This is a genomic window from Stenotrophomonas sp. YJH_SMC_37, assembly GCF_059370035.1.
Window position 1 is genome coordinate 1 of record NZ_JCAFTG010000013.1, and the last position, 25,522, is coordinate 25,522.

Genomic DNA, 25,522 nt, shown 5'->3' on the forward strand with positions numbered 1-25,522 from the left:
CTGTGGCGACGAGCAACGGCTTTGACTGATGTGGAGGTCTTGCAGGCCTCTTTGGCGACCTGCAGTTTGAAACGAGCGTCGTATCTGTTCATGTATCCCTCGGGGTTGGATCTGGCGTCCAACTCCCGGGGGTCACTTCAGCTCCGGGTGCTTGGCGCCATTGGGGCCACCCAGGTCTAAGATGACACCTTCGCTCAGAGTGGATGTGTCCTCCGCCATCGTTAGGGGCTCTCAGAAGAAGGGTAGGCCGCCTCGGATCTCCTACGCTGGCGTAGAGTACGGATCGCCCATCCTGGCTGCACGTTGGGATCTAATCGCACAAGCGATAACACTTCAAGCAGATCCCTACGACATCTCCCACATTCATGCATATACAAGTGATGGCAGGGATCTCGGCAGGCTCGAGCCACTGAGCTCGCGGTGGCGCCACCCGCACTCCCTAGAGATGCGGCGATTGCTCAGGTCCAAGATCATGAGCGCTCGGGATGAGCCCTTGGCCGACATCGTCGGCTCGGAGCTTCAAGTGCTGGCTCAGAAGGCCCTGGATGCGTGCGCAAGCGCACCCCGAGCCACAAAGGCTGCGACTGTTCTGGCGGAGGAGGGGAGGAAAGGATACGCACCGGATATGACTTTGAGGGCCGCCGCAAAGTCTGTTGACACGCAGACGCTGGCATCGCGTGTCCGAAAATCTAGAAGCATTGATTTTTCCGTCATTGGAAAATGATGAGACTAACAATGGATACCCACGAGAGCATCGCTGCCATCCAAGCGACCTACCCATCTTTACGGGAGCGGCACCCCCTACTCATGGCGTCGGCCGTACTTCCCACCGCCCCAGTCAAAGAAGTAGCGCGCCTGGTCTTCGACCGAGCGCAGCGATTTCGCTCCTCAATCGCGTTCTGGGCTCATCCGTTGTGCGGGAAGTCTTCGTGCATCTACGCGCTGCAGAAGCTGGCCCCTGTCCAGTACCCGGGATCGGCGTTCGTTATCTATGAGCCCTCTTCAAAGGACGCGGCGGCGGAAGGCGCATTAATCGAAGACCTTCTCTCCGTGATCGACTACGAGCCCCGCGTACTTCGCTCCCTTGCAGGAAAGCGTGACCAACTGATGCGAGCTCTCTATGCACTGTCAGTAGCTGGAAGGCACCTCTTCTTGGTAGTTGATGAAGCACAGAACTTGCACGCCAAGGATCTAGGCTGGTTGAAGCGTATCGTCAACTGGCTAAACACGCATGAGGTCAAGGTCACGGTCGTCCTGTTCGGACAAAGCCAGCTTTGCACGATGCACCAACAGTTCATGGCCGAAATGCCAGATCTGACCATCAGGTTCATGGCGGAGTTGGTTGAATTCAGAAGCCTGCAAGATCCGGCCGACTTGCGCGTCGTTCTCAAGTCGTGTGATGACGAGACCGAGTATCCTCGCGGTTCGGGCTGGTCGTACACGCAGTACCTGTGGCCCAACGCCCACGCCACTGGGTTTCGCTTAGCCAATTGCGCCACGGATCTGTACGACGCATTTCGGTCTCAGTCTGCAGGCGCCGTTGATCAAGAGGGAATCAGCATGCAGTGGGTGGCCGAAGCACTGATGTTGGTCGGCCAGGACGGGGAGGGCAGTGATACTGAAGGAATGACGATTTCGCGGGAGGTCTGGGAGCGCGCGATCCTTGATTCCGGCTACCGGTCTAGGACTCCTGCGGCGCTGGCCGCTACAGCGATGGGGAGGCGTCGCACACAGAGCTCGCCATGATCGCTTGGAGCCCAAGCCTGATCGATGCCTACTGTTCCTCGTGGACCATCATCCAAACATTGGAGTGGCTCAACTGCATTGATCTGAAGTGGATGCCAGTGCGCCGAGACTGGCGAGTGCCGCTCGCGCGATCAAAAGCACATCTCGCAGAATGCGACGCTAACGACGATGAGTTCGTCGATGAGGCGGAGCAGCTCGTTGATGTTCAGTCGGCTCTTAATGAAAGATGCCGATGGTTGACAGACGAAGAACTTCGTTACTGTCCAGTCTGCGTTCAGTCTGGGCGCCACTATCAGTACCAACAGGATAAGAGATTTGTGCGTTGCATCCTGCATCTAGAGCGGTTGCAGACGGGCTGCCCCAACTGTTCAGTGGCGCTGGACACAAAAGGATCTCTAGTGCATGGATTCGCATGCAATGTCTGTGGCGACACACTGCTGAAGTATCCGATACCTGGATCCTTGAAGACTGGCGAGCGTGTCTCGTACGCTCGCGTACTCGATGAACTGCATCAATGGCTTAAAGATGCCAACGTATCTCTCCTCAGATACCAAAGAGCATGCAGTGGGCACACATCGATATGCTGGGACGGTGATCAAGCTGATAGCCATGCTGGCACGTATTGGTACGCACTCATTCAATACCCGAACTCCATAGTGCGGAACGCGCTGGCACCGACGCCGGCCTCCTTCCGGTCGTTTCAGGCAACCCCTCTAGTGCAACCACTTCCGTCTGACGATGGCAGAGCGGCGATCAAGCCCTACCAAGACCTGCTCAGATGCGTCGCACGTCAGATAAGACGCACTTATCTTAAGGGGCACTCTCGCTGCCGCATTCATGCTATGAGGTCCGTGGGCGGGGGGCGCGCCCGGTTCAACTCCTGGTCTCCCGCTACGCTTAAACCGCATTTGTGCTGCGCTGGACAGGCGTACGCACTATGGCAGCTCCAGCGGCGCGAAGAGCTCTTAGTTGTCTCCCGAGCATTGGTAATGAAGGTGCATTCAGGCTCAGAGGTTCCTATATGGCTGCCCGACCTCCACGCAGCCGCAGCCAGTTTCATCAGCTCTTTTGAGGCATGGGTGGCAAATCTTGCACGGATACAATCGCGGGTTGATCGCACCAACAGACAGCCCATGCTGTGCGAACCGTTCAGTTACTCCTCGCACTGGGCACTGCATCAGCCTGGTGCGACCTGGAGCTGCCCCACGCACCTCCGTCTGCGCGGCTGGGAAGATCTTGGCCTCTGCGACAAGGGGCTCGTTCAAAAGGAAGATCACGAATTGGTCATAGCCATGGGGCAAGACCGGCGTAGGAGTATTGCCAGGCTCGCTAAGCGACGGCGACGCCGCGGTCCCGCTACCCCTGACATCCCGCTTTGAAAGCGCCGCGCAACCCATAAAACGAAGAATGAACAGCTACCTCGACGGGCGCTGCTTCTACACGGCATTACGACAGCGTAGAAGGGCTATCAGGATGGCAGAAGCACCAACCTCGGACAGGGCAACTCCGTCGCAGGCCAGGGCATGCTCGGCATTCCGCGGCAGCACCGGATGCTCGGCCGACGTCGCGCACTGTCCAATCTGAATGGCCCGACGTCAGCGTCCCTGAACCCATCTGTTGTCTGTCTCATCGATAAGCGTGCGTTATCGAGGCTGCGAACTTTGGCCGGGTCCTCACAGATCTCCGATTTGCTCAGTGAGAAGTGCTATTGCCTGTGTAAAGCCCTCCATGAACATGGGCTTGGTCCCATCTGCATGGGTTTCGAGGATGCTGGGGAGTAGCTTCTCCCATGCGCGTCCGAGCTGATCAGGATCAGGGTGTGTGATGATCATGATCCTGAGGCCATACTCGAACGCTTTTAGGTAGCCGCGATGCGCCTCCAGTGTGCACTCGCAGGCTGAGAGTCGCTGTAGCATATCTTCCATTGTGGTGATCATTCTCGAAGTAGGAATCGACAAAGGGACGGGGCTTCAGCCATATTTCGCGAAGACCTTTGGACTAGCCTGATGAGCATCCTCAACGTTCTGTTGCGTTCTGACCAGCTCCTGGTTGCCGTGGACACCCTGGCCGAAGACGCCAGAACTGGCGTGACATCGGCTGGCGCGAAGGCACTCCTTATCCCTCAGCACAACCTGGTTCTGGCAACGCGCGGATCAACTCAGTTCTTCATTCGAGTCTTCGAGCTCACTCTCCAGGCCAGTTACCGCTCGGATTTTAGGCTGGAACAACTCTTCGCTGAGATGGGGGCCGTGATTGATCGCCTGTGGCCCAGCTATGAAGAAGCGGCTGCGGCGGCTGGTCTTCCCATCGGCCAGCTTGGCTCTGAGATCTTGGTCGGCGGCTGGTCGCCCCAACATAGCCGAATGATGGCCACCGCTTATGCCAAGAGCAGCAACGACCGACCAGCGATAGTCCAGCCACTTGACGGCGGATTGGCGTCCCCTGGAGAGCCCTTGGTTGGCAGACCGGATAGCTTTGATCCTGCCGATGTACTGGCATCTGGCAAGATTCAAGCGGCCTGGCTCAATGGGCAAGTAGGACGCAAGGTGGCGGGCGGCCGACTTTTGGCGACTGTTCTGCGCGAGAACCAGGCGGTGATTCAGGATCTAGGTCAAATCTAGATCTTCGGGCGTCAACCCCGCCAGCGCCAAGATCCTGTCTCTTTTCATCTGCTTCCCCCAGAGGTTCCAGGCTCTGTCGGTAGACAATGTCTCTGTCACCTTACAGGCTGGGCAAGTCAGTTCGACGCCACCTTCTACATCGGCAAGTCCGCATCCCCGAAACATGCGTGACTCGTCCCCACATGCGCCGCACTTGGCCTGAAGCGTCTCGACGCGCTCGATCGTTCCGTTGAGGCGGAGCAAAGGACGGATCCTCAGGATCCGAAAAGCAGCTGGATAGGTCATGTGTCGTGCCGGTCAGGGGCTAGACACGGAGGCGAAGGATTCGCGCCCAAGAGGAGCCAAGTGCGGCCAGCGTACAGCATAAATCGTTAAGAATCCTCAAATTGACTTCACCCGTTGGTGCCGGTGCGAATGTCCTGGCGGGGACTCGACTCAGCAAGGCTTAACGCAATGGTTTGGCCGACAGCTGAACTCCATTCGTCCCCGGGCGGCAGGGAGAGTAAGCTCACCTTCAACCATTTGACCCGGGGCTCTTATGGATCTCATCAGACTGCTGCGATCGCTTGAAGAGTTCCTCTATGAACTCGTAGGGTGGCTGGTGTTCTACCCGCGGACCCTGTGGAGGGTGCTGGTGCAGCCGGGCGAGGTAGCGCACTACACGCGCCGAGAGTTCTCCAAAGATCCGGAACAACGATTCGCCGATGCCATCAGCCCTGTGCTGATGTTGATTCTGTCGGTGGTGCTGGCGCACGCATTGGAAATGTCTACGCGCACCGCCCCCCTCGCGGTATCAGGACCCGTAGGCAAGCTGCTGTTTGGGAGTGAGCAGGGGCTGCTGCTCACCCGTTCGGCTGCCTTCTGCATCTTCGCCCTGGGGGCGGCGCTAAGCACGCTGTGGCGACAGCGCCTGCCCATCAACCGCGACACGCTGCGGGAACCTTTTTCCATACAGGCGTTCATTGCGTGTCCATTTGTGATTCTGCTTGCAGTTTCGCAGGCAGCTGGCTCTGCAGGTGGAGAGATTGCGCATCGCTTGGGTGTGGGGATCGGAGCGCTGGCAGTTGCATGGTATTTGTGGGCGCGAACGCGCACCTTCGTGGCACTGAACGGCACCGGGCCACTCCAAGCATTTGGCTTCGTACTCGGCTCGTTTCTGCTGACGCTGGCACTGGTCGTCGCACTGACGCTCGCCTTGGTTCTCTAGTCCAAGAGACCTGTATTGAAACCGAGCCTGGGAACGAAATCCGATCAAATGCCTAACGATCGGCTAACAAAGGCCTAATTTCGCCTTAATCGGCGCGCTTCAGGATCGTGCCCCATGGACATGATCCCTCAGCCGATTCCAATGGTCCCGCATCCGGGCAGATTCGCGGAAGCCAACCTCGTCGGGCCTGATCATCCGCTACGTGGACAGGTGCAGTCCTTCATCGCCGACACCTATCGTCAGCGCTTCGATGCCGAAGTCCGTGACTTCATGCCACAGTTGCTGGCCTACCGCGATACGCAGGGGGCACTAGTGGCGGCAGTCGGGCTTCGACACGCAGACAGTGGCCCGCTGTTTGTGGAGCACTATCTGGATGCGCCCGTCGAGGCCGTGCTGGCGCAGCACCTTTCCAGTGCACCTCGGCGAGCGCAGATTGCCGAAGTGGGCCACTTTGCCGCGTCGACGGCGGGCATCGCACGCGAGCTGATCGTGCAGCTGGCCTGGGTCCTGCGCGCCGCCGAAGTGGATTGGGTGATGTTCGTAGCGACCCAACAGCTGCGCAACGCGTTCGTCCGTCTGCATCTGGCACCGCTCGAACTTGTGCCCGCGCGTGCCGAGCGCATGGGCGACAGCGCGGGCGACTGGGGCCGCTACTATGAATCGCAACCGCGCGTGATGTGCGGCGATATCCGCGAAGGCATCGCCTTTCTTGGCGGAAAGGCCTGCTCGATAGACCCAATGGATACGGCCAGTTCCGTGGGGGTGGCCGGATGAGTGTTGATGCACAGCACGTCCTGCGCCTGCTGCAGCAGCATAGCCAGCCAGTGCTGACCGCTCAGGAGAAGCTGAGTGCGTCCGAGCTGCGGTCTCGCGTAATGGAACTGACACAGTGGCTGCAGCGGACAGGTATCACCTGCGTTGCCAGTCGCTTGGACAACGGCCCCGACTGGGTGGTGCTCGACCTGGCCCTTCGCATTGCCGAAGTGGTGCACGTACCGTTGCCCACCTTCTTCTCGGATGAACAAGTGCAGCACGCACTGCAGACCAGCGGTGCCCAGCTGCTGGTGCTGGCGGAGGGCGCGCCGCCGCCGTGCGGGATCACGGCCGCACCAATGGCGTTGCCGACACTGAGTGCGCACGGCTTAGGCCTGGACGCTCCTGCTGGCAGTACGCTGCCGCTTGGCACGGCCTGCGTGACCTACACCTCGGGCAGCACAGGGCGCCCGCGCGGCGTATGCCTCTCTGCCGGAACGTTGATGGCCACCGCCGCGTCATTGGCAGGTGCCGCAGGTGACATCGCACCACGCCGACATCTGTGCCTGATGCCGCTGTCGACGCTCCTGGAGAACGTCGCGGGATTGTATGCGGCGTTGTTGTCGGGCGCCGAGATCGCGCTGCCGTCCCTGCAGGAGATCGGTTACACCGGCGCAGCAGGGCTGGATATGCCGGTGCTGCTGAGTTGCCTCAATCGTTACCGCCCCGAGAGCATCATCCTCGTGCCCCAACTGCTTCTGGCCCTGGTCATGGCGGCAGAGCAGGGCGCTGAACTGCCAGCATCACTGCGATACCTGGCCGTTGGGGGAGGCCGGGTTTCTCCCGGTCTTCTGTCGCGGGCACGGCACCTGGGGTTGCCGGTGTTCGAAGGCTACGGCCTGACCGAGTGTGGGTCGGTGGTGTGCCTGAATCGTCCTGGTGCCCAGCGCGATGGCACGGTGGGGCGGCCCCTTCCACACGTGAGGGTGCAGATCGTGGACGGAGAAATCGTGGTGTCCGGTGCGCGTGCACTGGGTTATCTGGGCGACGAGTCGCTGCCGGAGGGGCCGATCCACACCGGTGATCTGGGACACATCGATGCCGACGGCTTCGTGCATGTGACTGGGCGGCGCAAGAACGTCTTCATCACTGCATTTGGCCGCAACGTGTCGCCCGAATGGGTGGAGAGCGAACTGCTTTCGCACCCGGCCATCGCGCAGGCCCTGGTCTGGGGGGAAGGGCAGGCCGACAACCTGGCATTGCTGGTTCCGCGCATCGCGCAGCAGGGCTCCGGCGCGCTCGATGCGGCGCTGTCCACCATCAACGCCGGCCTGCCCGACTACGCGCGCATCGCGCGCTACGTGACCGTCGCGCCATTCAGTGCGAACGCCGGCCTGTTGACCGCCAATGGTCGCATTCGTCGCGAGGCCATCCTCGCCCACTACCAGGCAGAGATCGACGCCGCCTACCGGCGCCCTGCGTTCAGCACCATCGGAGACCCTGCATGAGCTTCCACGATCACCTTCTTGCCCAGACCGCCAGCGAGCGCCAGTCGCTGCTGGAGATTCCCATCATCGGCGATGCACTGGCGGGCCGCATCGACCGCGACGACTATTTGGCGTTCCTGCAGCAGGCGTACCACCACGTGCGCCACACGGTACCGCTGCTGATGGCCTGTGGCTCGCGCCTGCCTGCGCGCCTGGAATGGCTGCGGACCGCGATCGGTGAGTACATCGAAGAAGAGATGGGCCACCAGGAATGGGTACTGGACGATATTGCAGCTGCCGGTGGTGATCGGTCCGCTGCTGCAACATCCGAACCCGCACTGGCCGCCGAACTCATGGTCAGCTACGCCTACGACACCATCCAGCGCGGGAACCCTGTGGGCTTCTTTGGCATGGTACTGGTGCTGGAGGGCACCAGTGTGGCGCTGGCAACGCAGGCTGCAAACACCCTGCAGACGTCGTTGGATCTTCCGCGCAACGCCTTCAGCTATCTGCTTTCGCATGGCGATCTCGATATCGAGCATGTCGGCTTCTTCAAATCGCTGATGGACAGGCTGGATGATCCCGGCGACCAGCAGGCCGTTGTCCACGCGGCACGCCGCTTCTACGTGCTGTACGGCGATATCTTCCGCACCCTGCGCAGTGGCGGTGCGCGTATGGCGGAGGCGGCCTGATGGACCTGCGTGGACGTACGGTCGTTCTGACCGGAGCCAGCGGCGGAATCGGAAGGTTGCTCTGCGGCGGCCTGGTGGGCGAGGGCGCGCAGGTCGTGGCGGTGGGGCGGGGCCGCGATCGGCTGCAGGCGCTCACCGACACGTTGCCGGAAGGGGGTGTCATACCGGTCGTTGCCGATATCGGCACGGCGGCGGGCCGCGGCACGTTGCTGGCGAAAATCGATGCGCTATCCAGGCCGCCTTCGGTGCTGGTCGTAGGCCATGCAAGCGCCGCCTTCGGACTGTTCGGCGCGCAGACCGAACAGGCGTTGGAGCAGCTGATGCAGACCAACCTGGTTGGCTCCATGCTGCTGATCCGCGCCTTGTTGCCCTTGTTGGAGCGGCAGTCGCACGCCAGCGTGGCCGTTCTCGGCTCGACGTTCGGTAGCCTGGCCTTCCCGGGTTTTGCCGCTTACAGCGCCAGCAAGTTCGGATTGCGCGGCCTGGTCGAAGGACTGGGCCGCGAGTATGCCGGCAGCACAGTCAAGTTCCAGTACCTCTCACCACGCGCCACCCGCACCGATTTCAACAGCGGCGCCGTGGATGCCATGAACGCTGAACTGGGCGTTTCCCACGACTCGGCCGAGAAGGTCGCGACGGCCTTGTTGCAGGCCCTGCGCTCTGGCAATCCGCGCTTGCAGATTGGCTGGCCAGAGCGGCTGTTCGCTCGGTTGAACGGCCTGCTGCCCGAGCTGGTGGACCGTAGCCTCCGCAAACAGTTACCCATCGTCAGGCGCCACGCCAGCAGTGGCACCACCGCAGCGAGTTCTTCCGCATCCCCTCCCAGCAAGGACACCTCCCATGAAGCGCACGCAGGGTAAGACCATGTTCTATCTCATTCTTATTGCCGCCGCCGTATTGGTCGGGGTCGCTGCGGCTGCCGAACCATCAGTGCCGGTGGCGCAGATCCGTGACCGCTGGGCCCAGATCAACTACCAGACGCCCAAGCCGCAGCGCGAGGCGGCGTTCATGGCCCTGTCCAAGCAGGCCGCGCAAGCCCGGCAAGCGGCCCCCAGGGATGCCGCTGCGCTGATCTGGGAGGGCATCGTGCTGTCCAGCCTTGCGGGCGAAAAAGGTGGCATGGGCGCACTCAGCCTGGTCAAGCAGGCCCGCGCCGATTTCGAGGCCGCGCTGAAACTGGATCCCCGGGCCCTGGATGGTGCGGCGTATACCAGTCTGGGCGCGCTCTACTACCAGGTTCCGGGGTGGCCGCTGGGCTTCGGGGATGACGATCAGGCGCGGCAGATGCTGAAGAAGGGGCTGGATATCGACCCCAATGGTATCGATGCCAACTATTTCTATGGCGATTTCCTGCGCGATCAGAAGGAGTGGGGCCCGGCGCAGGCGGCGCTGCAGAAGGCACTGGCAGCACCAGCCCGGCCAGGAAGGGATGTGGCCGATGCCGGCCGCCGGCATGAGATCGAAGCCAAGCTGCACGATGTGATGGGCCATCTTGCAAAGTGAAGTCCGCGACTGGACACTGCCTTCATGCGCATCCTCCTCGTCGAAGACGACCGCTCCCTGGGTGAAGGCATCCGGACCGCACTTCGACGGGGCGCCTTCGCCGTGGACTGGGTGGAAGACGGTACGGCCGCACTCCTGGCTGCGCAGGATGGGGATTTTGATCTGGTGGTGCTCGATCTGGGTCTGCCACGGGTAGACGGCATCGAAGTGATCCGCCGCCTTCGGGCGGCGGCAAACCCGGTGCCGATTCTGGTCCTCAGTGCCCGTGAACGCCCGGCCGACCGTACGCTCGGGCTGGACGTTGGAGCAGATGACTACCTCGGGAAGCCCTTCGATACCGCCGAGCTGCTGGCACGCGTCCGCGCGCTCGTCAGGCGCAGCAGCGGACGTTCGCATCCCACGCTGGACGCCGGTGACCTCCATCTTGATCCGGCGACGCTGGAGGCGCGATGGAAAGGACGGACGCTGGATCTGACCCGCCGCGAGTTCTCGCTGCTGAGATTGTTGATGGAGCAGAACGGGCGGCCAATGGCGCGAGAAACGATCCAGAAGCACCTCTACGGCTGGGATGAGGACGTCGCCAGCAACGCGGTGGACGTTCATGTGCATCAGCTGCGGCGCAAGGTCGACCCTGCGATCGTGCGTACCGTGCGAGGCATCGGGTATGCGCTGGGGCAGTCGCCGGAGGCGGATGCATGAGGTCAATGCGACGTACTCTGCTGCTGACCCTGCTGAGCACCTTGGCGGTTCTGATGGCCGTGGCTGGATTCTTCAGCTATCGCGCCGGCCTACAGGAAGCGGGGGAAATGTTCGATGCCCGGCTGGTGCAGTCCACGCGGGTACTGATGGGCCTGGTAGATGAGCCGCTAAGTGATCTGACTGCGTTTCCGGGCGACCCCATTGTGCTGCATGGTTGGCACGGGCACGCTGAAGGCGTGGGCGACGCGCTTGCGTTCAGCGATGGGCATGCCTACGAGAGCAAGCTTGCCTTCCAGGTGTGGGACGCGAAGCAGCGCCTGTTGCTCCGCTCGGATAGTGCTCCCACCCGGCCACTGGCTTCATTGGTGGCCGGGTACGCCAGTCCCGTGATCGACGGCGAACAATGGCGCACCTTCACGCTGCAGACCCGTGGGGGCCGATGGTTCCAGTCTGGCGAGCGGTCGGACATCCGCGAAGAGTTGGCCGAAGATATTGCAGGAGGCACCTTGCTGCCGTTGTTGCTGGCGCTGCCACTTATGGCGCTGGTGATCTGGTGGAGCGTCAATTACGTGACCCGCTCGCTGCAGAGCGTCTCGGACCAGATCGGCAGGCGTGATCCCGAGCGCATGTCGCCACTGGACGCGGCTGACGTGCCGCGCGAGGCGCGAGGACTGGTGCAGGCAGTGAACGGTCTGCTTGGGCGATTGAACGAGGCACTGGCGCGTGAGCGGCGATTTGTAGCCGATGCCGCACACGAGTTGCGCACACCGATCAGTGCGCTGAAAGTGCATGCAGACAATGCACGCATGGCGCCGGATGATGCAGGAAGGGTTCGCGCACAGGAGATGGTCAGCGACTCAGTGGCGCGGCTGGAGCGCCTTGCTTCGCAGCTGCTCACACTCAACCGCGCAGAAGCCGTATCCCGATTGACTTCGGTGCGCCTGAGCCTGGATGGCTTGGTCGGCATGGAGGTGGATGCGCTGCGTCCTATCCTTTCCGTAAATCGACAGTACATCGAACTGAAGCTGGACAGCGCGGAGATCAGGGGTGACGAGGCCGCGCTGAGCGCTCTGGTTCGCAACCTGCTGGAGAACGCCGTGCGCTACACTCCCGTCGGCGGTCGCCTGAATGTCTACGTGATGCAGGAGGAGGGCAGGGCGTTTCTCATCGTCGCCGACAGCGGTCCGGGCATCGCCGAGGAAGAGCGCGATCGCGTCTTTGACCGCTTCTACCGAACGCTGGGGAGCCGGGTGCAGGGCAGCGGGTTGGGGCTGTCCATTGTCAGGGAGGTGGCCGATGCCCACGGCGCGGGCGTGACGCTGGGCACCTCACAGAAACTGGGCGGACTTGAGGTGAAAGTGACCTGGCCAGCAGGATCAGCGTATCGAGCCGCGAGTGACAGCTGAGTGCCAGGCGAGCGCGTCTGGCAGGGCGCTCAGCTGCATTGCACTACCACCACACGTGCTGCGACCTGCGCCAGAAAACCGACGTTTGGGTGTCCTGCGTTGCTTTGATATTCTCCGGCATGCCGCCTCGCTCCAGCACGTGACGCCCTCCAAAGGCTGAGCTGCCATTGCCAAGCACGGGCGGATTCAGGCTAGTGGATGGGCAGTCAGAGGAGCCTCCGGTGATGAGGGATGGCGCGGTACACGCTGGGCTTGGGGTCCTGAAATTCAAAGGCGCAGCTCGCCGCGACAAGGTGTCGGCCATACTGTCCCTCGCAGGAATCTCCTGCATCTGCCTGGGCCTGGCCTGGACATCCTGTTACCTGTACTTCGGTCGGGCCGAACTATCCATTGTGTTTGTTGGCTTGATAGCCGTCGGCATCCTCGCGCTGCTACGAAGCAAGCGCAGTGACGGCACATCAATTCTGATCGTCGCCCACGGAGTGCTGGCAGCTGTCTGTGCGATTGCGGCCATTGATGCGCCCATTGCAGGCGTGCCACGTTCGGTTCACCTGTTCCTTCTGCCCTTGGCCGCAGGTGCTGCTTTCACATTCGAAGCGCGCGAACGCTATGGCTCCCTGGTCTTTCCGTTGCTTTGCCTGGCAATGTTTGCAGCGTTCGCGCTGGGGGCACTCGATCGAATTGCACCTGGCATCTCACCGCCAGTAGAGGTTCGCCACTGGGGCGCACGCTTCAACACGGCGATCTCCATGGTGCTTCTGGCGGCGATCTTCGGCATCTACCGACTGGATATCGGCAAGCGCCTGCGCCTGGAGCGTGAGCTCGGACGCGCAGTGCGCAACGGTGAGATAGAGGTTCACTACCAGCCACAGGTGCATGTCGACGCCGACGTGATCGGCGTTGAAGCACTGGTTCGCTGGCGGCATCCGTCGGCGGGCCTGTTATCGCCAGACTCGTTCATACCGCTGGCCGAAGAAAGCGCATTGATCAACGAGATAGGGCTGGAGGTACTTCGACAGGCCTGCGAACTGCTCGATGGATGGTCCGGGCACGTCCATACGCGTGGCATGCGGGTGGCCGTGAACATCAGTCCGGTTCAACTCTTGGGTGAGGCATTCGTCCCTCGGTAGCCAAGCTGGTCAATCAAAGCGGAATCAACCCAGCCTTGCTGGAACTGGAACTCACCGAATCCGCACTATCCACTGATACGGCAGAGATGATCGACCGAATGCTTGATCTTGAGGCACTGGGCGTGACCTGGGCACTGGATGATTTCGGCACGGGCTATTCGTCCCTGTCCACACTGCGGACCCTGCCTATTCGCAAGCTGAAGATCGACAGGCAGTTCGTGCAGGAGGTCGCCACCCAGGAGAGTGCTCAACGTCTGCTGGGCAAGATTGTTGAGATCTCCCAGGTGATGGACATGAGCGCGCTGGCGGAAGGGGTCGAGACGGCGGAGCAACGCGACCTGTTGATCTCGCTGGGCTGCGAATCTTTCCAGGGCTACTTCTTCGCGCCACCGATGCCGCTGCCCATGCTGTCCGCCTGGCTGGAGGAACGCCGCGGCTTGTCCGTATCGCACTGCACCGGCGAGATTGAGGGGTCGCTGAGGTCGGGCGCTGTCACCTCGGGCGGGAGCGATACAAGCCGCCGCCTGCGTTGACCTGCCGTTGACAGCAAAGGGACAGACTGCGCAGGAGCAAAGGGCGCCTGGGGACATCATGGACACGGGTGAGGGAAGCGATGCCATTCTTCACTGATTCGGACGAGGTTGCGGTTGAGGGCCTGGGGGCTGCCCGCCGGATTGGGTGGATGCGCTTCGTGGGCGCCTCGCTTGCTGCGCTGCCCATTGCATCGGTGGGTCTGGAGCGCGGCATGGGCAGGTCGGCATGCGTGTTTCTTCTGGTCAATGCGCTGGTCTGGCCGGCCATTGCACAGCTGCTGACACGGCACGCCGCCCGGCCCGCTGTCGTGCAATTCCGTTGCATGGTTGTCGACTCGCTGCTGGGCGGGGCATGGATCGCCTTCATGGCTGTCAGCGCTGTGCCCAGCGCGCTCTTCGCTGCGCTGCTGGTGGCAGACAAGATCGCGGCCGGCGGTACACGGCTGGCGCTGAAGGCCACGGCTGCGCTTCTGCTCGGTTTCCTTGCTGCATGGCTTGCTATGGGCACGCCCTGGCAGCCGGCCACTTCTTCCCGAACATTCCTGCTCAGCCTTCCGTTCCTGTTTGTCTACGGGATCGGATTGAGTGCACTGAGTTGGCGTCTTGCGCGCCGGGTCAGGTCACAGAATCGGCAGTTGCAGCGACTCAGCCGAATGGATCCACTGGTGGAACTGGCCAATCGCGGCTATCTCATGCACCGCGCTCAGCAGATGATCGAAGCGGGGCGCGCTCTGGGCCGCAGGGATTGCCTGCTGATGCTGGACGTGGATGATTTCAAGCGCATCAACGATACCTTGGGCCATCGCACTGGCGATGAAGCACTGCGTCGTATAGCCGCGGTCCTGCGCAGCGTGTCACGCCCTGGCGACACACCGGGACGCCTGGGCGGAGATGAGTTCGCGCTTCTGCTCGCCGGGCAGACGCCGGCTGAGGCCATGCTGCTGGCAGAGAAGATCAGGAGCCTGCTCCACGCTGATACGGGCAGTGATGCCACAATGCTGGACCTGAGCGTGAGCATCGGCATTGCCGCCGCGCCCACGACGACCAGTGCTGAAGAGTGGCTCGCAAGAGCGGACCAGGCACTGTATGAAGCCAAGCGACACGGCAAAAACACGGCGAGCTGCGGCACGGATTGCTGAGCAAACCCTACGCATCGTGGTCGACGTCAATCGCTGACATCTTGATGGTTGCCGGCATCTGACGGAAAGATCGCCTCGTTCGCTGGGAACACTTTCCACTCCTGATGACACGGGACTGCACTGCGTCGGCCGTCGGGCGACGCGTTCTTCACAAAATGCAACGTTACACTGGCGCGCTTTCGCATGTGGAACTCGGAGGCAGATAGCCCGATCGTGAGAGTGATTTCCTCTATTGCCATTGCCTTGCTCGCCAGCGTTTCCTTACCCACAGAGGCATCCGAACCTGGTCGGAACGGCGATTCCTACTTCAAGCCTGGTGGTGCGGTAAGGTTCAATTACGGCTGGCTCGACTACGGGCCGACCAGCCGCCTTCAGCTTGAACTGATGCGTGCGGACCTTGACGCTGGAACCGGACCGTTTTCCTTCTCTGCCCAATACCGCTGGTACGATGGCTTCGACGCCGTGCATCACGCCTACGCGGGCTGGCAGTTCTCCGATGCTACCCAGCTCAAGGCAGGTATCCAGCAAGTCCCGTTCGGGCTGCTCCCCACCGTTTCGCAGAGTTTCTGGTTCGGCTCCGGCTACTACCTGGGCATCGAGGATGATTACGATCCGGGCCTTGTGGTGATTCACCGCAGCGGCAGCACAACTTGGCATCTTGGCTGGTTCCCCGGAGACGAATACGGGTCCGGGGCTCGCTACGATCGCTACTCCTTTGATGTCGCGCAGACCGAGGCGTTGCCGTATCGCGAGCGGCAACGACTGCATGCACGCGTGGAGAGCGCGCGCGACTGGGGCGGCGGCGAACTGTTGCTGGGCGCATCAGCGTTTGCTGGCAAGGTGCAGAACACTCAGACACGGCGTCAATACGGTCATCAGGGCGCGGTCCTCCACGCACAGTGGCAGCGCGATGGTTGGACCGCGCAGTTGCAGTGGGCGCGGTACCGGTATGACGTGCCCGGAGATCGCATCGCAATGTCGGCGTTCGAATCCCCCTTCCAGGTTGCAGCGCAGGCGGATGTGCCAAGCGCCAACATCGCCTATTCGTTCGGCCAGAAGGGCTGGCTGGATGAAATCACCTGCTATAACAACCTCAGCATGACCCGCCCAGTCGGGCACCGCGCGGGCCTTCGTGATTCGTGGCAGAACGTGACCGGTTGCAGCCTGCAGAAAGGCATCATGCTCACCTATGTCGACTGGATCGCTGGCCGCAACATGTGGTTTGCCGGTGGTGATGGTATCGGCATCGACGAGGGAGGTCCTTCCCGCTGGCATTCACGGCTGAACTTCAACATCGGCTTCTACTTCTGATCGGGCTCGCGCAAGCCGGAGGCTTCTTCACCCAACAACACGGAGGTATCCATGCAGAGCACGGCTCCGCAACATCCCCCCGTTCGCCAGCGGATTCTTCCGCAGGTGTTCATTCCCACGGCAGCCATCGTCATCGCGCTGCTCGCGCTTGCTGCCATCGCGCCCGATATAGCCACGCGGTGGTTCACCGCGGCCAAGTCATGGGCTGCCAATGATGCAGGCTGGTTCACCATCCTTGCGGTGGCCGGCTTCCTGGTCTTCGTCGTCGGCGTCGCCATCAGCAGTTACGGCCGCATCAAACTCGGCCCTGACCACAGTACGCCGGACTACAGCTACGGCTCCTGGTTCGCCATGTTGTTCGCTGCCGGCATGGGCATCGGTCTGATGTTCTTCGGCGTTGCCGAGCCCATCATGCACTACGCCACGCCGCCGGTCGGCTCGCCCGAGTCGGCCGCAGCTGCCCGCCAGGCCATGCGCATCACCTTCTTCCACTGGGGCATCCACGCATGGGCGATCTACGCAGTGGTAGCGCTGTCGCTGGCGTACTTTGCCTACCGGCACAATCTCCCGCTGCGTGTCCGATCCGCACTGTATCCGCTCATCGGCGATCGTATCCACGGCCCGTTGGGGCATGCTGTAGACGCGTTCGCCGCGCTTGGTACCATCTTCGGCCTGGCCACCTCGCTGGGGCTGGGCGTCATGCAGATCAACGCCGGCCTGAACTACCTGTTCGGCCTGGAGGTCAGTACGCTCGTCCAGGTTGGCTTGATCACCGTCATCACACTGGTGGCGACCGGCTCGGTCGTGGCTGGCCTGGACAGCGGCGTACGCAGGCTGTCCGAGCTCAACATGATCCTGGCGGCAGCGTTGCTGGCCTTCGTGCTGGTCTGTGGACCCACCGTGCACCTGATGCAGGCACTGGTGCAGAACACCGGCATGTACGTTTCCCAGCTGTTCTCGATGACCTTCAACCTTTATGCCTACGAACCCACGGGTTGGCTGGGTGGCTGGACGCTGTTCTACTGGGGCTGGTGGATTGCCTGGTCGCCCTTCGTTGGCATGTTCATCGCGCGCATCTCACGTGGACGCACTGTCCGTGAGTTCGTGGTGGGGGTGTTGCTTGTGCCGCTTGGCTTCACATTCCTCTGGATGACCATCTACGGCAACACCGCGTTGCACATGGTGCGGGCGGAGGGCATCCAGCAGTTGGTGCAGGCGGTCTCAACCGACAGCTCGATGGCGCTTTTCGAGTTCCTGGAGCACCTGCCCCTGACCATGCTGACCTCTTCGCTGGCGGTCATCCTGGTTGCGCTGTTCTTCGTAACCTCAGCGGACTCCGGTGCCCTGGTAATCGACATGCTTACCTCGAAGGGTGAGGAGGAATCACCGGTCTGGCAGCGGATCTTCTGGGCGCTGCTGGTCGGCGGCCTGGCAATTGCCCTGTTGGTGGCCGGCGGGCTGGAATCGTTGCAGGCAGCCACCATTGCCAGCGCGTTGCCATTCACGATCGTCATGATCCTGATGTGCTGGGGACTGCTGAAGGCCATGCATCTGGATGCGACCAAGCGCTCGATCCTGCGGGATGCACGTATCCTGCCGGGGACCAGCGAGGATTGGCGGGCGCGCCTGCGCCTTCTGGCGCACAACCCGTTGAAGATCGAGGTGACCGGCTTCATCGAGCAGCGCGTCATTCCTGCATTGGAAGAAGTTGCGGCTGAGCTGCGCAAGCAGGATCTGCCGGTCCACGTCTCCAAGGGGGAGGATCGTCGTGCGTGGCTGCAGGTTGGGCATGGCGAGGAGATGGACTTCTTCTACTCCGTGCGGCCCCAGCCCTATCAGCCGCCGACGTTCGCCCTGCAGGATCCCCGTCGACCGGTCAGCGAGGGTACCCGCCATTACCGCGCGGAGGTCTATCTGCGGGAGGGCGGGCAGGACTACGACGTCATGGGGTGGACGAAGGTTCAGCTCATCCACGATGTGCTCGATCAGTACGAGCGCCACCGTCAGTTCCTGGACAAGGTGCGCTCGTAGAATCCGTACACAGATGCCGCCCGGAGGAGCGGCATCTGCCTTGGGCCGGGCGTAACCGTGCGTTGACGTGGCCTCGGGGACCGACGTGCTATTGATGGTCGAACTGCCCAGGACGTAGCCCGTGCTCACCAGATTGAGGCTTGCAGCGAGCAAAGTTACCAAGCGGATGTGGTTCCGCTCGACCCTGTATGGCGCCTTGGGCATCATCACGGCGTTGGCCGGTGCGTTCCTCAAGTTCCTCATTCCCTCCGGCCTTGCTGCACGGATCGGCGCCGATTCCGTCGGTAACATTCTTGGCATACTTGCCGCGTCGATGCTGACGGTCACCACCTTCTCGCTGTCCACTATGGTCTCGGCCTACGGGTCCGCGTCGAGCAGCGCCACCCCGCGCGCGGCCCGCCTGCTGATCGAAGACACCCGGGCCCAAGGTGCGCTGGCCACCTTCATTGGTGCCTTTCTGTTCTCGATCGTGGGCCTGATCGCGCTCAGCACCGGCATGTACGGAGACAGCGGCCGGCTTTGGGCAGGCCTGGCGGTCGCCCGTCAGTCTGCTGAACATCGGTCTCCTTTTGTTCAGCTTCATTTTCCAAGCGAGCGTGGAGGAAATCATTTTCCGCGGCTGGATGCTCTCGTTGGTAGCGCGCAAGGCCAATGTCGCGGCGGCAGTGCTGCTGGTGTCGCTCGTTTTCTGCTTCCTGCATTTTAGTCCGCACCAGCCGCTCCGGGTTACGCTCGGCATCTTCCTGTTCTCGCTGTTTATCTGCGCCTGGGCGCTGCGGGCCGGCAATATCTGGGGCGTGATGGGCTGGCACGCGGGGTGGAACGGGTTGCTCGCGACGGGCTTCGAATTGCCCGTCACCGGCATGGATGCACACTTGCCGGCGCTGCTGGTGGCGCTGCGGCCGCAAGGCTTGGACGCCCTGACCGGTGGCGCGCAAGGGCCGGAAGGTAGTTACCTCTGCAGCGTTTTCTTCGTCGCCGCGATCGCGTGGATCCAGTGGCGGAAGACCCGCGGAGCTCAGGACTTCTTCCCGACCAGAAGGTAGTGCCACTGCCTGAGCTGCATCTCCGTCCCGTCCTTGCTGATCCGATGCTTGGCAATCTGGAGGCAGCTTGGGTTCGGAATGCCAGACCGAATGCCGACTGGACCGAGACTGCATTGGGTTCTACCCGGATATCACGGACGGTTTAAGAAATAGCTGCAATCTTCTGATCCTGCTTGGCGACCCTTCGCCGCATTCTTGGGTTGTGGCGTCGCTCGATTTAGTCAAATACATCCGCTCGTGCCGCACCCAGTGTGCGGTAGCTCGTTCGATCCATACGCTCACGCTGGAGCAGGGCAAGAAAGCCTTTGCAGGTCGCGTTGTCAACGTAATGCCCCGCCGCGCTCATTGAGCCGATCAGGCCGTTGGCGGCCAGAATCCCTGATAGTCACCGCTGCGGAACTGGCTGCCGCGCTCCGAATGCAGGATCACCGCATGACTTCCGTGCCGTTGCCGCACCGCCATCTGCACCGCTCGAATCACCATCTGACGGTCCAGCCGATCATGCACTGACCACCCCGCGATCCGCTGTTCGTAAAGCTCCAGCACGATGTACAGATACAGCTTGCCCTTCTGGGTCTTGATGTCGGTGACATCGGTCACCCACCTGGTCTCCGGCGTTTGCGCAGAGGCCAACCCTGCAGGCTGCCGGCCGCCATCAGGCGTGCTATCCGGTTCAGGCTGGCCGTCGCGCCCGCATCAGCCAGGTCTTCGCGCATGCGGCGAAGTCTCAGCGTGCCCCGGCTATAGTGGTGAAGCTGACCCATTCGTACTAGAAGGCGCGGGTCGTCGAGCGGCCGGGCGCTGGCAGGATGCTTGCTCCGCTCGTAATCATTGCTGGCCGAAACCTGGGTTGGCCTCCACGGGCAAATGTCGGTCCGACAGCCCGCGCGTGAGGAGATATCTAGGATCTGGACGCCATTCCTACCGGCGTGGTTGGCCAAGTGTGGTGCTTCGGATTACCTGATGTCAGGCTCCAATCAGCTAGCAGGATTGCTACATACGTGGTCGAGTGACGGATCAAGGCAATAGGCATTACTTAGCCTTTCGTGAACTGATCCTCGAATGGTCACGATTTGCTCGCTTAACCGCACCGTCCGGGCACCATTGTGGCAGCGTGGACGGTGCGGCTGTTGAAGCAGCGTCCGAATCAGAAGTCCCAGCGGGCGGCGACGCTCATCGGCACCGAAATCCGCTTGGCATCGTTGTTGATGCTGCCCAAGCCGAGCCCACCGATGTCGGCGTCATCACCGCTGAGCTTGTCGACGTAGCGAACGCCGGCCTGCGCAGTAAAGCTGAAGGTCTCGCCGACCGGAATGATCACGCCCACATCGAGGCCACCGGACGCGGACCAGGTCTTCTTGGTGAAGCGTGCATCGGGAATGGAAATGGCGGCATCCGGAATATCGAACGAGGCGTTGATTGCGTCAGTGCGCGTCGCGCCGATGCGGGCGGCGAGGAAAGGACGCGCAGCGCCCGGCTGCATGAAGAAACGGCGGTAGCCGAACTCGGCGCCGTAGCTCTTGTAGGCGCTGAAACGGCCGTACACCGGCAGCTCGGTGTCCAGCGCCGGCACGTAGGCGCCACCCACCTGCACGCGACCGGGCGAGGCATGGCTGTAACGCACCTGTCCGAACAGCTCGGCGCGATCGCTCAGTCCATAGCCCATTTCTAGACCGTAGGTGTCGGCCAGGCCATAGATGCGGTCATGGCTGCGCGACTGGATACGCAGCTCGGCACTGACCCCTGCCAGCGCAGGGTTGAGCGGTCCGAGGTCGGGCACTGGCGCGATTGCACCGCTGTGCACGTTGCCGCTGGTCGGCATGTCAACGCCACCGAAGGCGGAAAAACTCCACTTGCCAGCTTCGACACCGGACGCGTGAGCTGTAACGGATGCGGCCAGACCGGCAGCGAGAACGACAAAGGCAGCAGACTTCATTGGGGCTCTCCAGGCTGAAAGGGAAGTGCACAGGATCATGCTTGTTCCAATACGCAGCACGTACACGCTTGGATGCACGCCAAGGAGCGATCGGAGCCCGAAAATCCATCGACTAGAAGCTGGGGGTTGGCGTTGACGCGGCGTACACAAGCGATAGCCTTAGAACCCCTCTCGGCGATGGGCGATGCAAGCAACACGGTGGCACCAGCGGTGTCCAAGCCGTGTATTTCGCCGAGTCGGCGGTGTTGGTGAAGTCCATCCTGTGGGCCGCCGCGAGGCGTCACCGCGGCGTGTCCGAGGTATGTGGCTGGATGACGCCGATACCCGCCACGTTATCCAGGCGCGGAACTCAGCGGCGCTGGAACAGGTCGTGCGAGAGCATCCACTCCTGGCCGTCGGAATGACCGCCTCAGTCAGCGGCAGGTTGGCCAGACCCAGGGAGTCGGCGCGCTCGGAGCGGGCCAGGTTGCGCCGGCCGACCGACCACAGCCAGCGCCCGGGAAACACCTGCTCCTGCTCGTCCAGGTCCAGGTCCAGGTCCAGGTCCAGGTAGAGCTGGGCCATCTTGTAGCCGAAGGCATGCACTCGCGGGTGGTGGCGGTGGTGATGCGCCCCCCCTCGTTGGCCGCGCTGTGCAGCGGGCCGCTCATGCGCGGTGTCCGGCAGGGCCAGCGGACCAGTCCACGCCCAGCGCGCTGGCCACTTCCACCGCGCTGCTGCTATGCCACCACCGACTGCGGGGTATAGACCGGGTGGTGGTAGCTGAGCCGGCCCCAGGCGTGCACATGTTTCGGGCGCCGCAGTTCAACGGTTGTCTGGCGCGCAAGGTGCAGTCGATGCTCGGGCTGTAGCCGGGCCGACATACCGATCAGAACCGCCCGCTGGGGGTATTCCGGCAGGCCATTTGCGTTTGCGACGCTGAGGCGTGGCTTAATCCTGGTGTCGCAGTGACAGGAACTCGCGACGTAGCGCCGGGTCGCTGAGGAACTTGCCGCGCATCACGCTGTTGGTCATCTTCGAGCCGTCGTCCTTCACCCCGCGCCAGTGCATGCAGTAGTGATCGGCCTCCATCACCACCGCCAGGCCATCGGGCTTGAGCCGCTGCTCAAGCAGGTTGGCGATCTGGCTCACCGCTTCTTCTTGGATCTGCGGCCGGCCCATGATCCACTCGATCAGACGGGCGTACTTGGACAGCCCTATCAGGTTGGAGCCGGCATCAGGCAGCACGCCGATCCAGACCCGGCCGATAATCGGGCACAGGTGGTGCGAGCACGCACTGCGCACGCGCAGCGGGCCGACGATCATCAGCTCGTTCAGGTGCTCGGCATTGGGGAACTCGGTCACTGTCGGGGCCGGCTGGTAGCGGCCGGCGAACAGCTCACGCACGAACATCTTGGCCAGACGGCGGCCGGTGTCCTGGGTGTTGTGGTCGTTGTCCACGTCGATCACCAGCGCCCGCAGCAGCTCCTGGGCCTTGAGCGCGACCTCGTGCTCGATCGCGGCCAACTCGCCATCTTGCAGGTGGTCGGCAATGTTGTCATTGGCATGGAAGCGGTGGCCGGCCCTGCGCAGGCGCTCGCGCACGCGCTCGGAAGCTGGCAGGGGATGCAGCGTCGTGGAATCAGTGAGGGGCTGGGACATGGCAGGGCTCGCGGTAGCAAGGGGGAGCGGGAGGGGGAGGGAGCAGGGGCAGCCGGACAGGCAGGGTCCGGCCGGTGCGTGTTGATAATCACAGCGCGTCCAGGTTGGCCAGCAGCTGCCAGGCCCGCTGCGCCAGCGCCTCGCGCCGGCTCGCTGGCATCCGTGCCAGTTGCCGGTAGGGCATAGCCAGGCGCGGGTTGCGACTCAGGGTGTCTGCATGCCGGTCCAGAAAACCCCAGTACAGCGCATTGAACGGGCAGGCCTTGGCACCGGTGGGCAGGTCGCGGCGGTAGGGGCACTGGCCGCAATGGTCGCCCATCCGGTGGAGGTAGGCTGCGGCGGAGACATACGGCTTGGTCGCCAGCAGGCCGCCATCGGCGAACTGGCTCATGCCCAAGGTATTGGGCAGCTCCACCCACTCAAAGGCGTCGATGTAGATGCCTAGGTACCAGCGGTGCAGGGCCTGCGGGGCGAGCCCGGCAAGCAGGGCGAAGTTGCCGATCACCATCAGCCTCTGGATGTGGTGGGCATGTGCATTGGCCAATGACAGCTTGACCGCGCTGCGCACGCAGGCCATGCGGACGTTGCCGGTCCAGAACCAGTCCGGCAAGGGTCGGGTGTGGCCCAGCACGTTACTGTTGGCATAGCCGGGCATCTGCGCCCAGTACACTCCGCGCACATACTCGCGCCAGCCCAGGATCTGGCGGATGAAGCCTTCGACCGCAGCGAGTGGCGCCTGGCCATCGCGGCCGGCGGCCTCGACCCGCGCGATCACCTCGGCCGGGCTGAGCATCTTCACGTTCAGCGCAAAGGACAAAAGCGAGTGGAACAGCCGCGGCGCCTTTGCGCTGATCGCGTCCTGGTAGTCGCCAAAATGCGGCAGGCCGTATTTGATGAAGGCTTCCAGCTGCTGCAGCGCCTCGCCGCGGTCCAGCGGCCAGCGCAGCGCCTGCTCGCTCGGCTCGCCGAAGCTGGCCACCCCGGCGGCGCTGATCGTCTGCCACAGCGTGCGTAGGTCGTGGCGTGGGCGCAGGTCCGGCGGTTCAGGTGGGTCGCCACGCCAAGCCTTGCGGTTGTCGGCATCGAAGTTCCAGCGTCCGCCCAGCGGCTGGCCGTCCGGTTCGAGCAGCACGCCATGGTGCTGGCGCATGTGGCGGTAGAACAGCTCCATCGTCCAGCGTTTGCGGCTGCCGAAAAACTGCGCCACCTCATCCCGCTCGGTCAGAAAATGCGCACTGTCCACACAGTGCACCGGTATCGACTGCTGCGCGGCGTACTGGCACAACTGCTGATCCAGCCGCCACTCGTCTGGGGGCTGGTACTCCAGCGTGCCGGCCGCGTGCCGGGCCAGCAGCGCATCCAGGTTGGCGGTCAGCGACTGGCTGTTGTCCGGCGCATCGATGGCCAGGTAGCTGACCCTGTGACCGGCCGCGCGCAGCTGGTCGGCAAAGCGACGCATCGCCGCGAAGATCGCCAGGATCTTCTGCGCATGGTGCAGCACGTAGTCGGTCTCCTGACGGATCTCCATCAGCACGTAGACCACGTCCGGGCGCACGCTGGCGAACCAGGGATGCTCGGGATTGAGCTGGTCGCCCAGCACCAAACGCAGGCAAGTCACGGCTCACTTTCCAGTTGTCGGGGCTGCCAGTGGGACAGGCCGATGATCAGCGTGATGAACACCACCAGCACCGCCAGTGACAGTGCCATGACTGCGGCTACGCCAGCCCCTGCCAGTGCCGAGGCCTGCTGCCGGGCATACATTCCGAGCAGCCCCCGGACGGCGGCCAGCGCATACCACGGGTTGCCGCGCAGCTTGAGCGCCTGGCCAAGGGCGAACCCTCCATCAAGCGGGAAGATTGGCCCCCAGATCGCGAACGCACAGCCGGCGATAACGATCAGGGTCGGGTAGCGGGCGGGTATCTCGCCGCTACTCGGCCCAGGCAGGCCGGTATTGGAGAGCCAGCCCACCAGCGGCATCAACAAGGCCAACAGCAGTACCAGCCATTTCATTGGCACTCTCCGTGGAACGTGTCCTTGTCCTGGCGGGTTTCCTGCCAGCGTTGCGGGACGCGCTCGATCCGGCTGGCGTCATAGTCCAGCGCCGAGGCGAGATCAAGCATTACCTGGTAGTCGGCTGCAGGCACGACCGGGGTGCGAGCCATGCACCAGAGGTAGTCGCGGGCATCGCGTACCACCATTACCACCCTGTAGTCCGGTGCCAGCCAGCCGATCAGGTACTGCGTCTTGAACAGGCCGAAGAAGCATACTTTCCACTCGGCATTGTCGGTGCCCGGCTGCAACAGGCCGGTGGAGGCCAGCAGCTTGACCGGTGCATCGACGCTGTCTGGAGGGTACCGATACCAGGTGCCGATCTGGCCCTTGCTGTCCAGACGATAGGTTTCCACCGGGTTGTGGCTGCCACGCTTCAAGTGTGTGGGGATGATCCCGCTCACATACCAACGCCCCTTGAAACGGGGAAAGTCCACCGACTCGACCGGGGTAATAGGGGAGTGCTTGGCCTGGGCACAGCCGCCGAGTAGCGCGGCCACCAGCGGCGGCAGGACGAAGGGGAAGGACAGGCGCATGGCAGGCATACACGGTCGGAGAATGTAAGTGTTTACGCAGCGGCCATCGCTCTGGA

24 protein-coding genes and 1 pseudogene are annotated in these 25,522 nt (G+C 62.6%); 17 read left to right on the forward strand and 8 right to left on the reverse strand.

Annotated elements, in window-relative coordinates:
- Positions 1–92: transposase (locus tag AC5P8J_RS16530; RefSeq protein WP_332329010.1), on the reverse strand; the 92-nt coding region annotated here is incomplete at its 3' end.
- 643 nt (positions 93–735) lie between these two features.
- Here AC5P8J_RS16530 and AC5P8J_RS16535 point away from each other — a divergent pair.
- The 17 genes from AC5P8J_RS16535 (at position 736) to AC5P8J_RS16615 (ending at position 19,304) form a co-directional block, all read left to right on the forward strand.
- Positions 736–1,746, forward strand: a complete 1,011-nt coding sequence (locus tag AC5P8J_RS16535; RefSeq protein WP_439426876.1) for an ATP-binding protein — start codon at positions 736–738, stop codon at positions 1,744–1,746.
- Positions 1,747–3,752: 2,006 nt separating this feature from the next.
- The gene (locus AC5P8J_RS16540; RefSeq protein ID WP_049455259.1) at positions 3,753–4,367 is read left to right on the forward strand and encodes a hypothetical protein; all 615 of its coding nucleotides are present in this window, start codon (positions 3,753–3,755) and stop codon (positions 4,365–4,367) included.
- Between the two features lie 538 nt (positions 4,368–4,905).
- The gene (locus AC5P8J_RS16545; RefSeq protein ID WP_133050540.1) at positions 4,906–5,574 is read left to right on the forward strand and encodes a hypothetical protein; all 669 of its coding nucleotides are present in this window, start codon (positions 4,906–4,908) and stop codon (positions 5,572–5,574) included.
- A 114-nt stretch (positions 5,575–5,688) separates the two neighbouring features.
- Positions 5,689–6,348 carry a thermostable hemolysin gene (locus AC5P8J_RS16550; protein ID WP_288415804.1) on the forward strand — a complete coding sequence of 220 codons (660 nt, stop codon included), beginning with the start codon at positions 5,689–5,691 and terminating at the stop codon, positions 6,346–6,348.
- Positions 6,345–7,835, forward strand: coding sequence for an AMP-binding protein (locus tag AC5P8J_RS16555; protein ID WP_495216962.1), 1,491 nt, complete (start codon positions 6,345–6,347; stop codon positions 7,833–7,835). The genes AC5P8J_RS16550 and AC5P8J_RS16555 overlap by 4 nt, the downstream gene beginning before the upstream one ends.
- A complete protein-coding gene (locus AC5P8J_RS16560; protein WP_288415807.1) occupies positions 7,832–8,506 on the forward strand; it encodes an iron-containing redox enzyme family protein in 675 nt (224 codons plus the stop codon). The genes AC5P8J_RS16555 and AC5P8J_RS16560 overlap by 4 nt, the downstream gene beginning before the upstream one ends.
- Positions 8,506–9,366: an SDR family oxidoreductase gene (locus AC5P8J_RS16565; protein ID WP_133050544.1), complete on the forward strand. Its 861-nt coding sequence runs from the start codon at positions 8,506–8,508 to the stop codon at positions 9,364–9,366. Before AC5P8J_RS16560 ends, AC5P8J_RS16565 begins: the two co-directional genes overlap by 1 nt.
- Entirely contained in the window at positions 9,347–10,009 is a 663-nt protein-coding gene (locus AC5P8J_RS16570; RefSeq protein WP_311638570.1) for a tetratricopeptide repeat protein, read from the forward strand. Before AC5P8J_RS16565 ends, AC5P8J_RS16570 begins: the two co-directional genes overlap by 20 nt.
- Before the next feature lie 24 nt (positions 10,010–10,033).
- Positions 10,034–10,708, forward strand: a complete 675-nt coding sequence (locus AC5P8J_RS16575) for a response regulator transcription factor (protein ID WP_095378033.1) — start codon at positions 10,034–10,036, stop codon at positions 10,706–10,708.
- A gap of 17 nt (positions 10,709–10,725) precedes the next feature.
- A complete protein-coding gene (locus AC5P8J_RS16580) occupies positions 10,726–12,114 on the forward strand; it encodes an ATP-binding protein (protein ID WP_184013707.1) in 1,389 nt (462 codons plus the stop codon).
- 224 nt (positions 12,115–12,338) lie between these two features.
- Positions 12,339–13,244, forward strand: coding sequence for an EAL domain-containing protein (locus AC5P8J_RS16585; protein ID WP_495216963.1), 906 nt, complete (start codon positions 12,339–12,341; stop codon positions 13,242–13,244).
- Positions 13,245–13,279: 35 nt separating this feature from the next.
- Positions 13,280–13,777, forward strand: coding sequence for an EAL domain-containing protein (locus tag AC5P8J_RS16590; protein WP_495216964.1), 498 nt, complete (start codon positions 13,280–13,282; stop codon positions 13,775–13,777).
- A gap of 149 nt (positions 13,778–13,926) precedes the next feature.
- Positions 13,927–14,916, forward strand: a complete 990-nt coding sequence (locus AC5P8J_RS16595) for a GGDEF domain-containing protein (protein WP_239507146.1) — start codon at positions 13,927–13,929, stop codon at positions 14,914–14,916.
- A 213-nt stretch (positions 14,917–15,129) separates the two neighbouring features.
- Positions 15,130–16,227 (forward strand): hypothetical protein, encoded by a 1,098-nt coding sequence (locus tag AC5P8J_RS16600; RefSeq protein WP_495216965.1) that lies wholly within the window; start codon positions 15,130–15,132, stop codon positions 16,225–16,227.
- A gap of 51 nt (positions 16,228–16,278) precedes the next feature.
- Positions 16,279–18,258 (forward strand): BCCT family transporter, encoded by a 1,980-nt coding sequence (locus tag AC5P8J_RS16605; protein WP_495216966.1) that lies wholly within the window; start codon positions 16,279–16,281, stop codon positions 18,256–18,258.
- A 121-nt stretch (positions 18,259–18,379) separates the two neighbouring features.
- Positions 18,380–18,964 carry a DUF2254 family protein gene (locus tag AC5P8J_RS16610; RefSeq protein WP_495216967.1) on the forward strand — a complete coding sequence of 195 codons (585 nt, stop codon included), beginning with the start codon at positions 18,380–18,382 and terminating at the stop codon, positions 18,962–18,964.
- Positions 18,855–19,304, forward strand: a complete 450-nt coding sequence (locus tag AC5P8J_RS16615) for a CPBP family intramembrane glutamic endopeptidase (RefSeq protein WP_495216968.1) — start codon at positions 18,855–18,857, stop codon at positions 19,302–19,304. Before AC5P8J_RS16610 ends, AC5P8J_RS16615 begins: the two co-directional genes overlap by 110 nt.
- Positions 19,305–19,424: 120 nt before the next feature.
- On the opposite strand, the pseudogene AC5P8J_RS16620 reads toward AC5P8J_RS16615, so the two are convergent.
- The 7 genes and pseudogenes from AC5P8J_RS16620 to AC5P8J_RS16650 all read right to left on the reverse strand — a co-directional run.
- A pseudogene (locus AC5P8J_RS16620) lies at positions 19,425–20,161 on the reverse strand (DDE-type integrase/transposase/recombinase); the annotation flags it as partial.
- Between the two features lie 290 nt (positions 20,162–20,451).
- Complete coding sequence (locus AC5P8J_RS16625) at positions 20,452–21,240, reverse strand: hypothetical protein (RefSeq protein ID WP_146257121.1); 789 nt, start codon at positions 21,238–21,240, stop codon at positions 20,452–20,454.
- Between the two features lie 159 nt (positions 21,241–21,399).
- Positions 21,400–22,017, reverse strand: coding sequence for a DUF1365 family protein (locus AC5P8J_RS16630; protein ID WP_495216985.1), 618 nt, complete (start codon positions 22,015–22,017; stop codon positions 21,400–21,402).
- 153 nt (positions 22,018–22,170) lie between these two features.
- Positions 22,171–22,881 (reverse strand): GTP cyclohydrolase I, encoded by a 711-nt coding sequence (gene folE, locus AC5P8J_RS16635; RefSeq protein WP_495216969.1) that lies wholly within the window; start codon positions 22,879–22,881, stop codon positions 22,171–22,173.
- A gap of 88 nt (positions 22,882–22,969) precedes the next feature.
- On the reverse strand, positions 22,970–24,499 hold the full coding sequence (locus AC5P8J_RS16640; protein WP_111188307.1) for a cryptochrome/photolyase family protein: 1,530 nt from the start codon (positions 24,497–24,499) through the stop codon (positions 22,970–22,972).
- On the reverse strand, positions 24,496–24,891 hold the full coding sequence (locus tag AC5P8J_RS16645) for a TspO-related membrane protein (protein WP_111188306.1): 396 nt from the start codon (positions 24,889–24,891) through the stop codon (positions 24,496–24,498). Before AC5P8J_RS16645 ends, AC5P8J_RS16640 begins: the two co-directional genes overlap by 4 nt.
- Entirely contained in the window at positions 24,888–25,466 is a 579-nt protein-coding gene (locus AC5P8J_RS16650) for a lipocalin family protein (protein ID WP_495216970.1), read from the reverse strand. The genes AC5P8J_RS16645 and AC5P8J_RS16650 overlap by 4 nt, the downstream gene beginning before the upstream one ends.
- Positions 25,467–25,522: the final 56 nt, after the last annotated feature.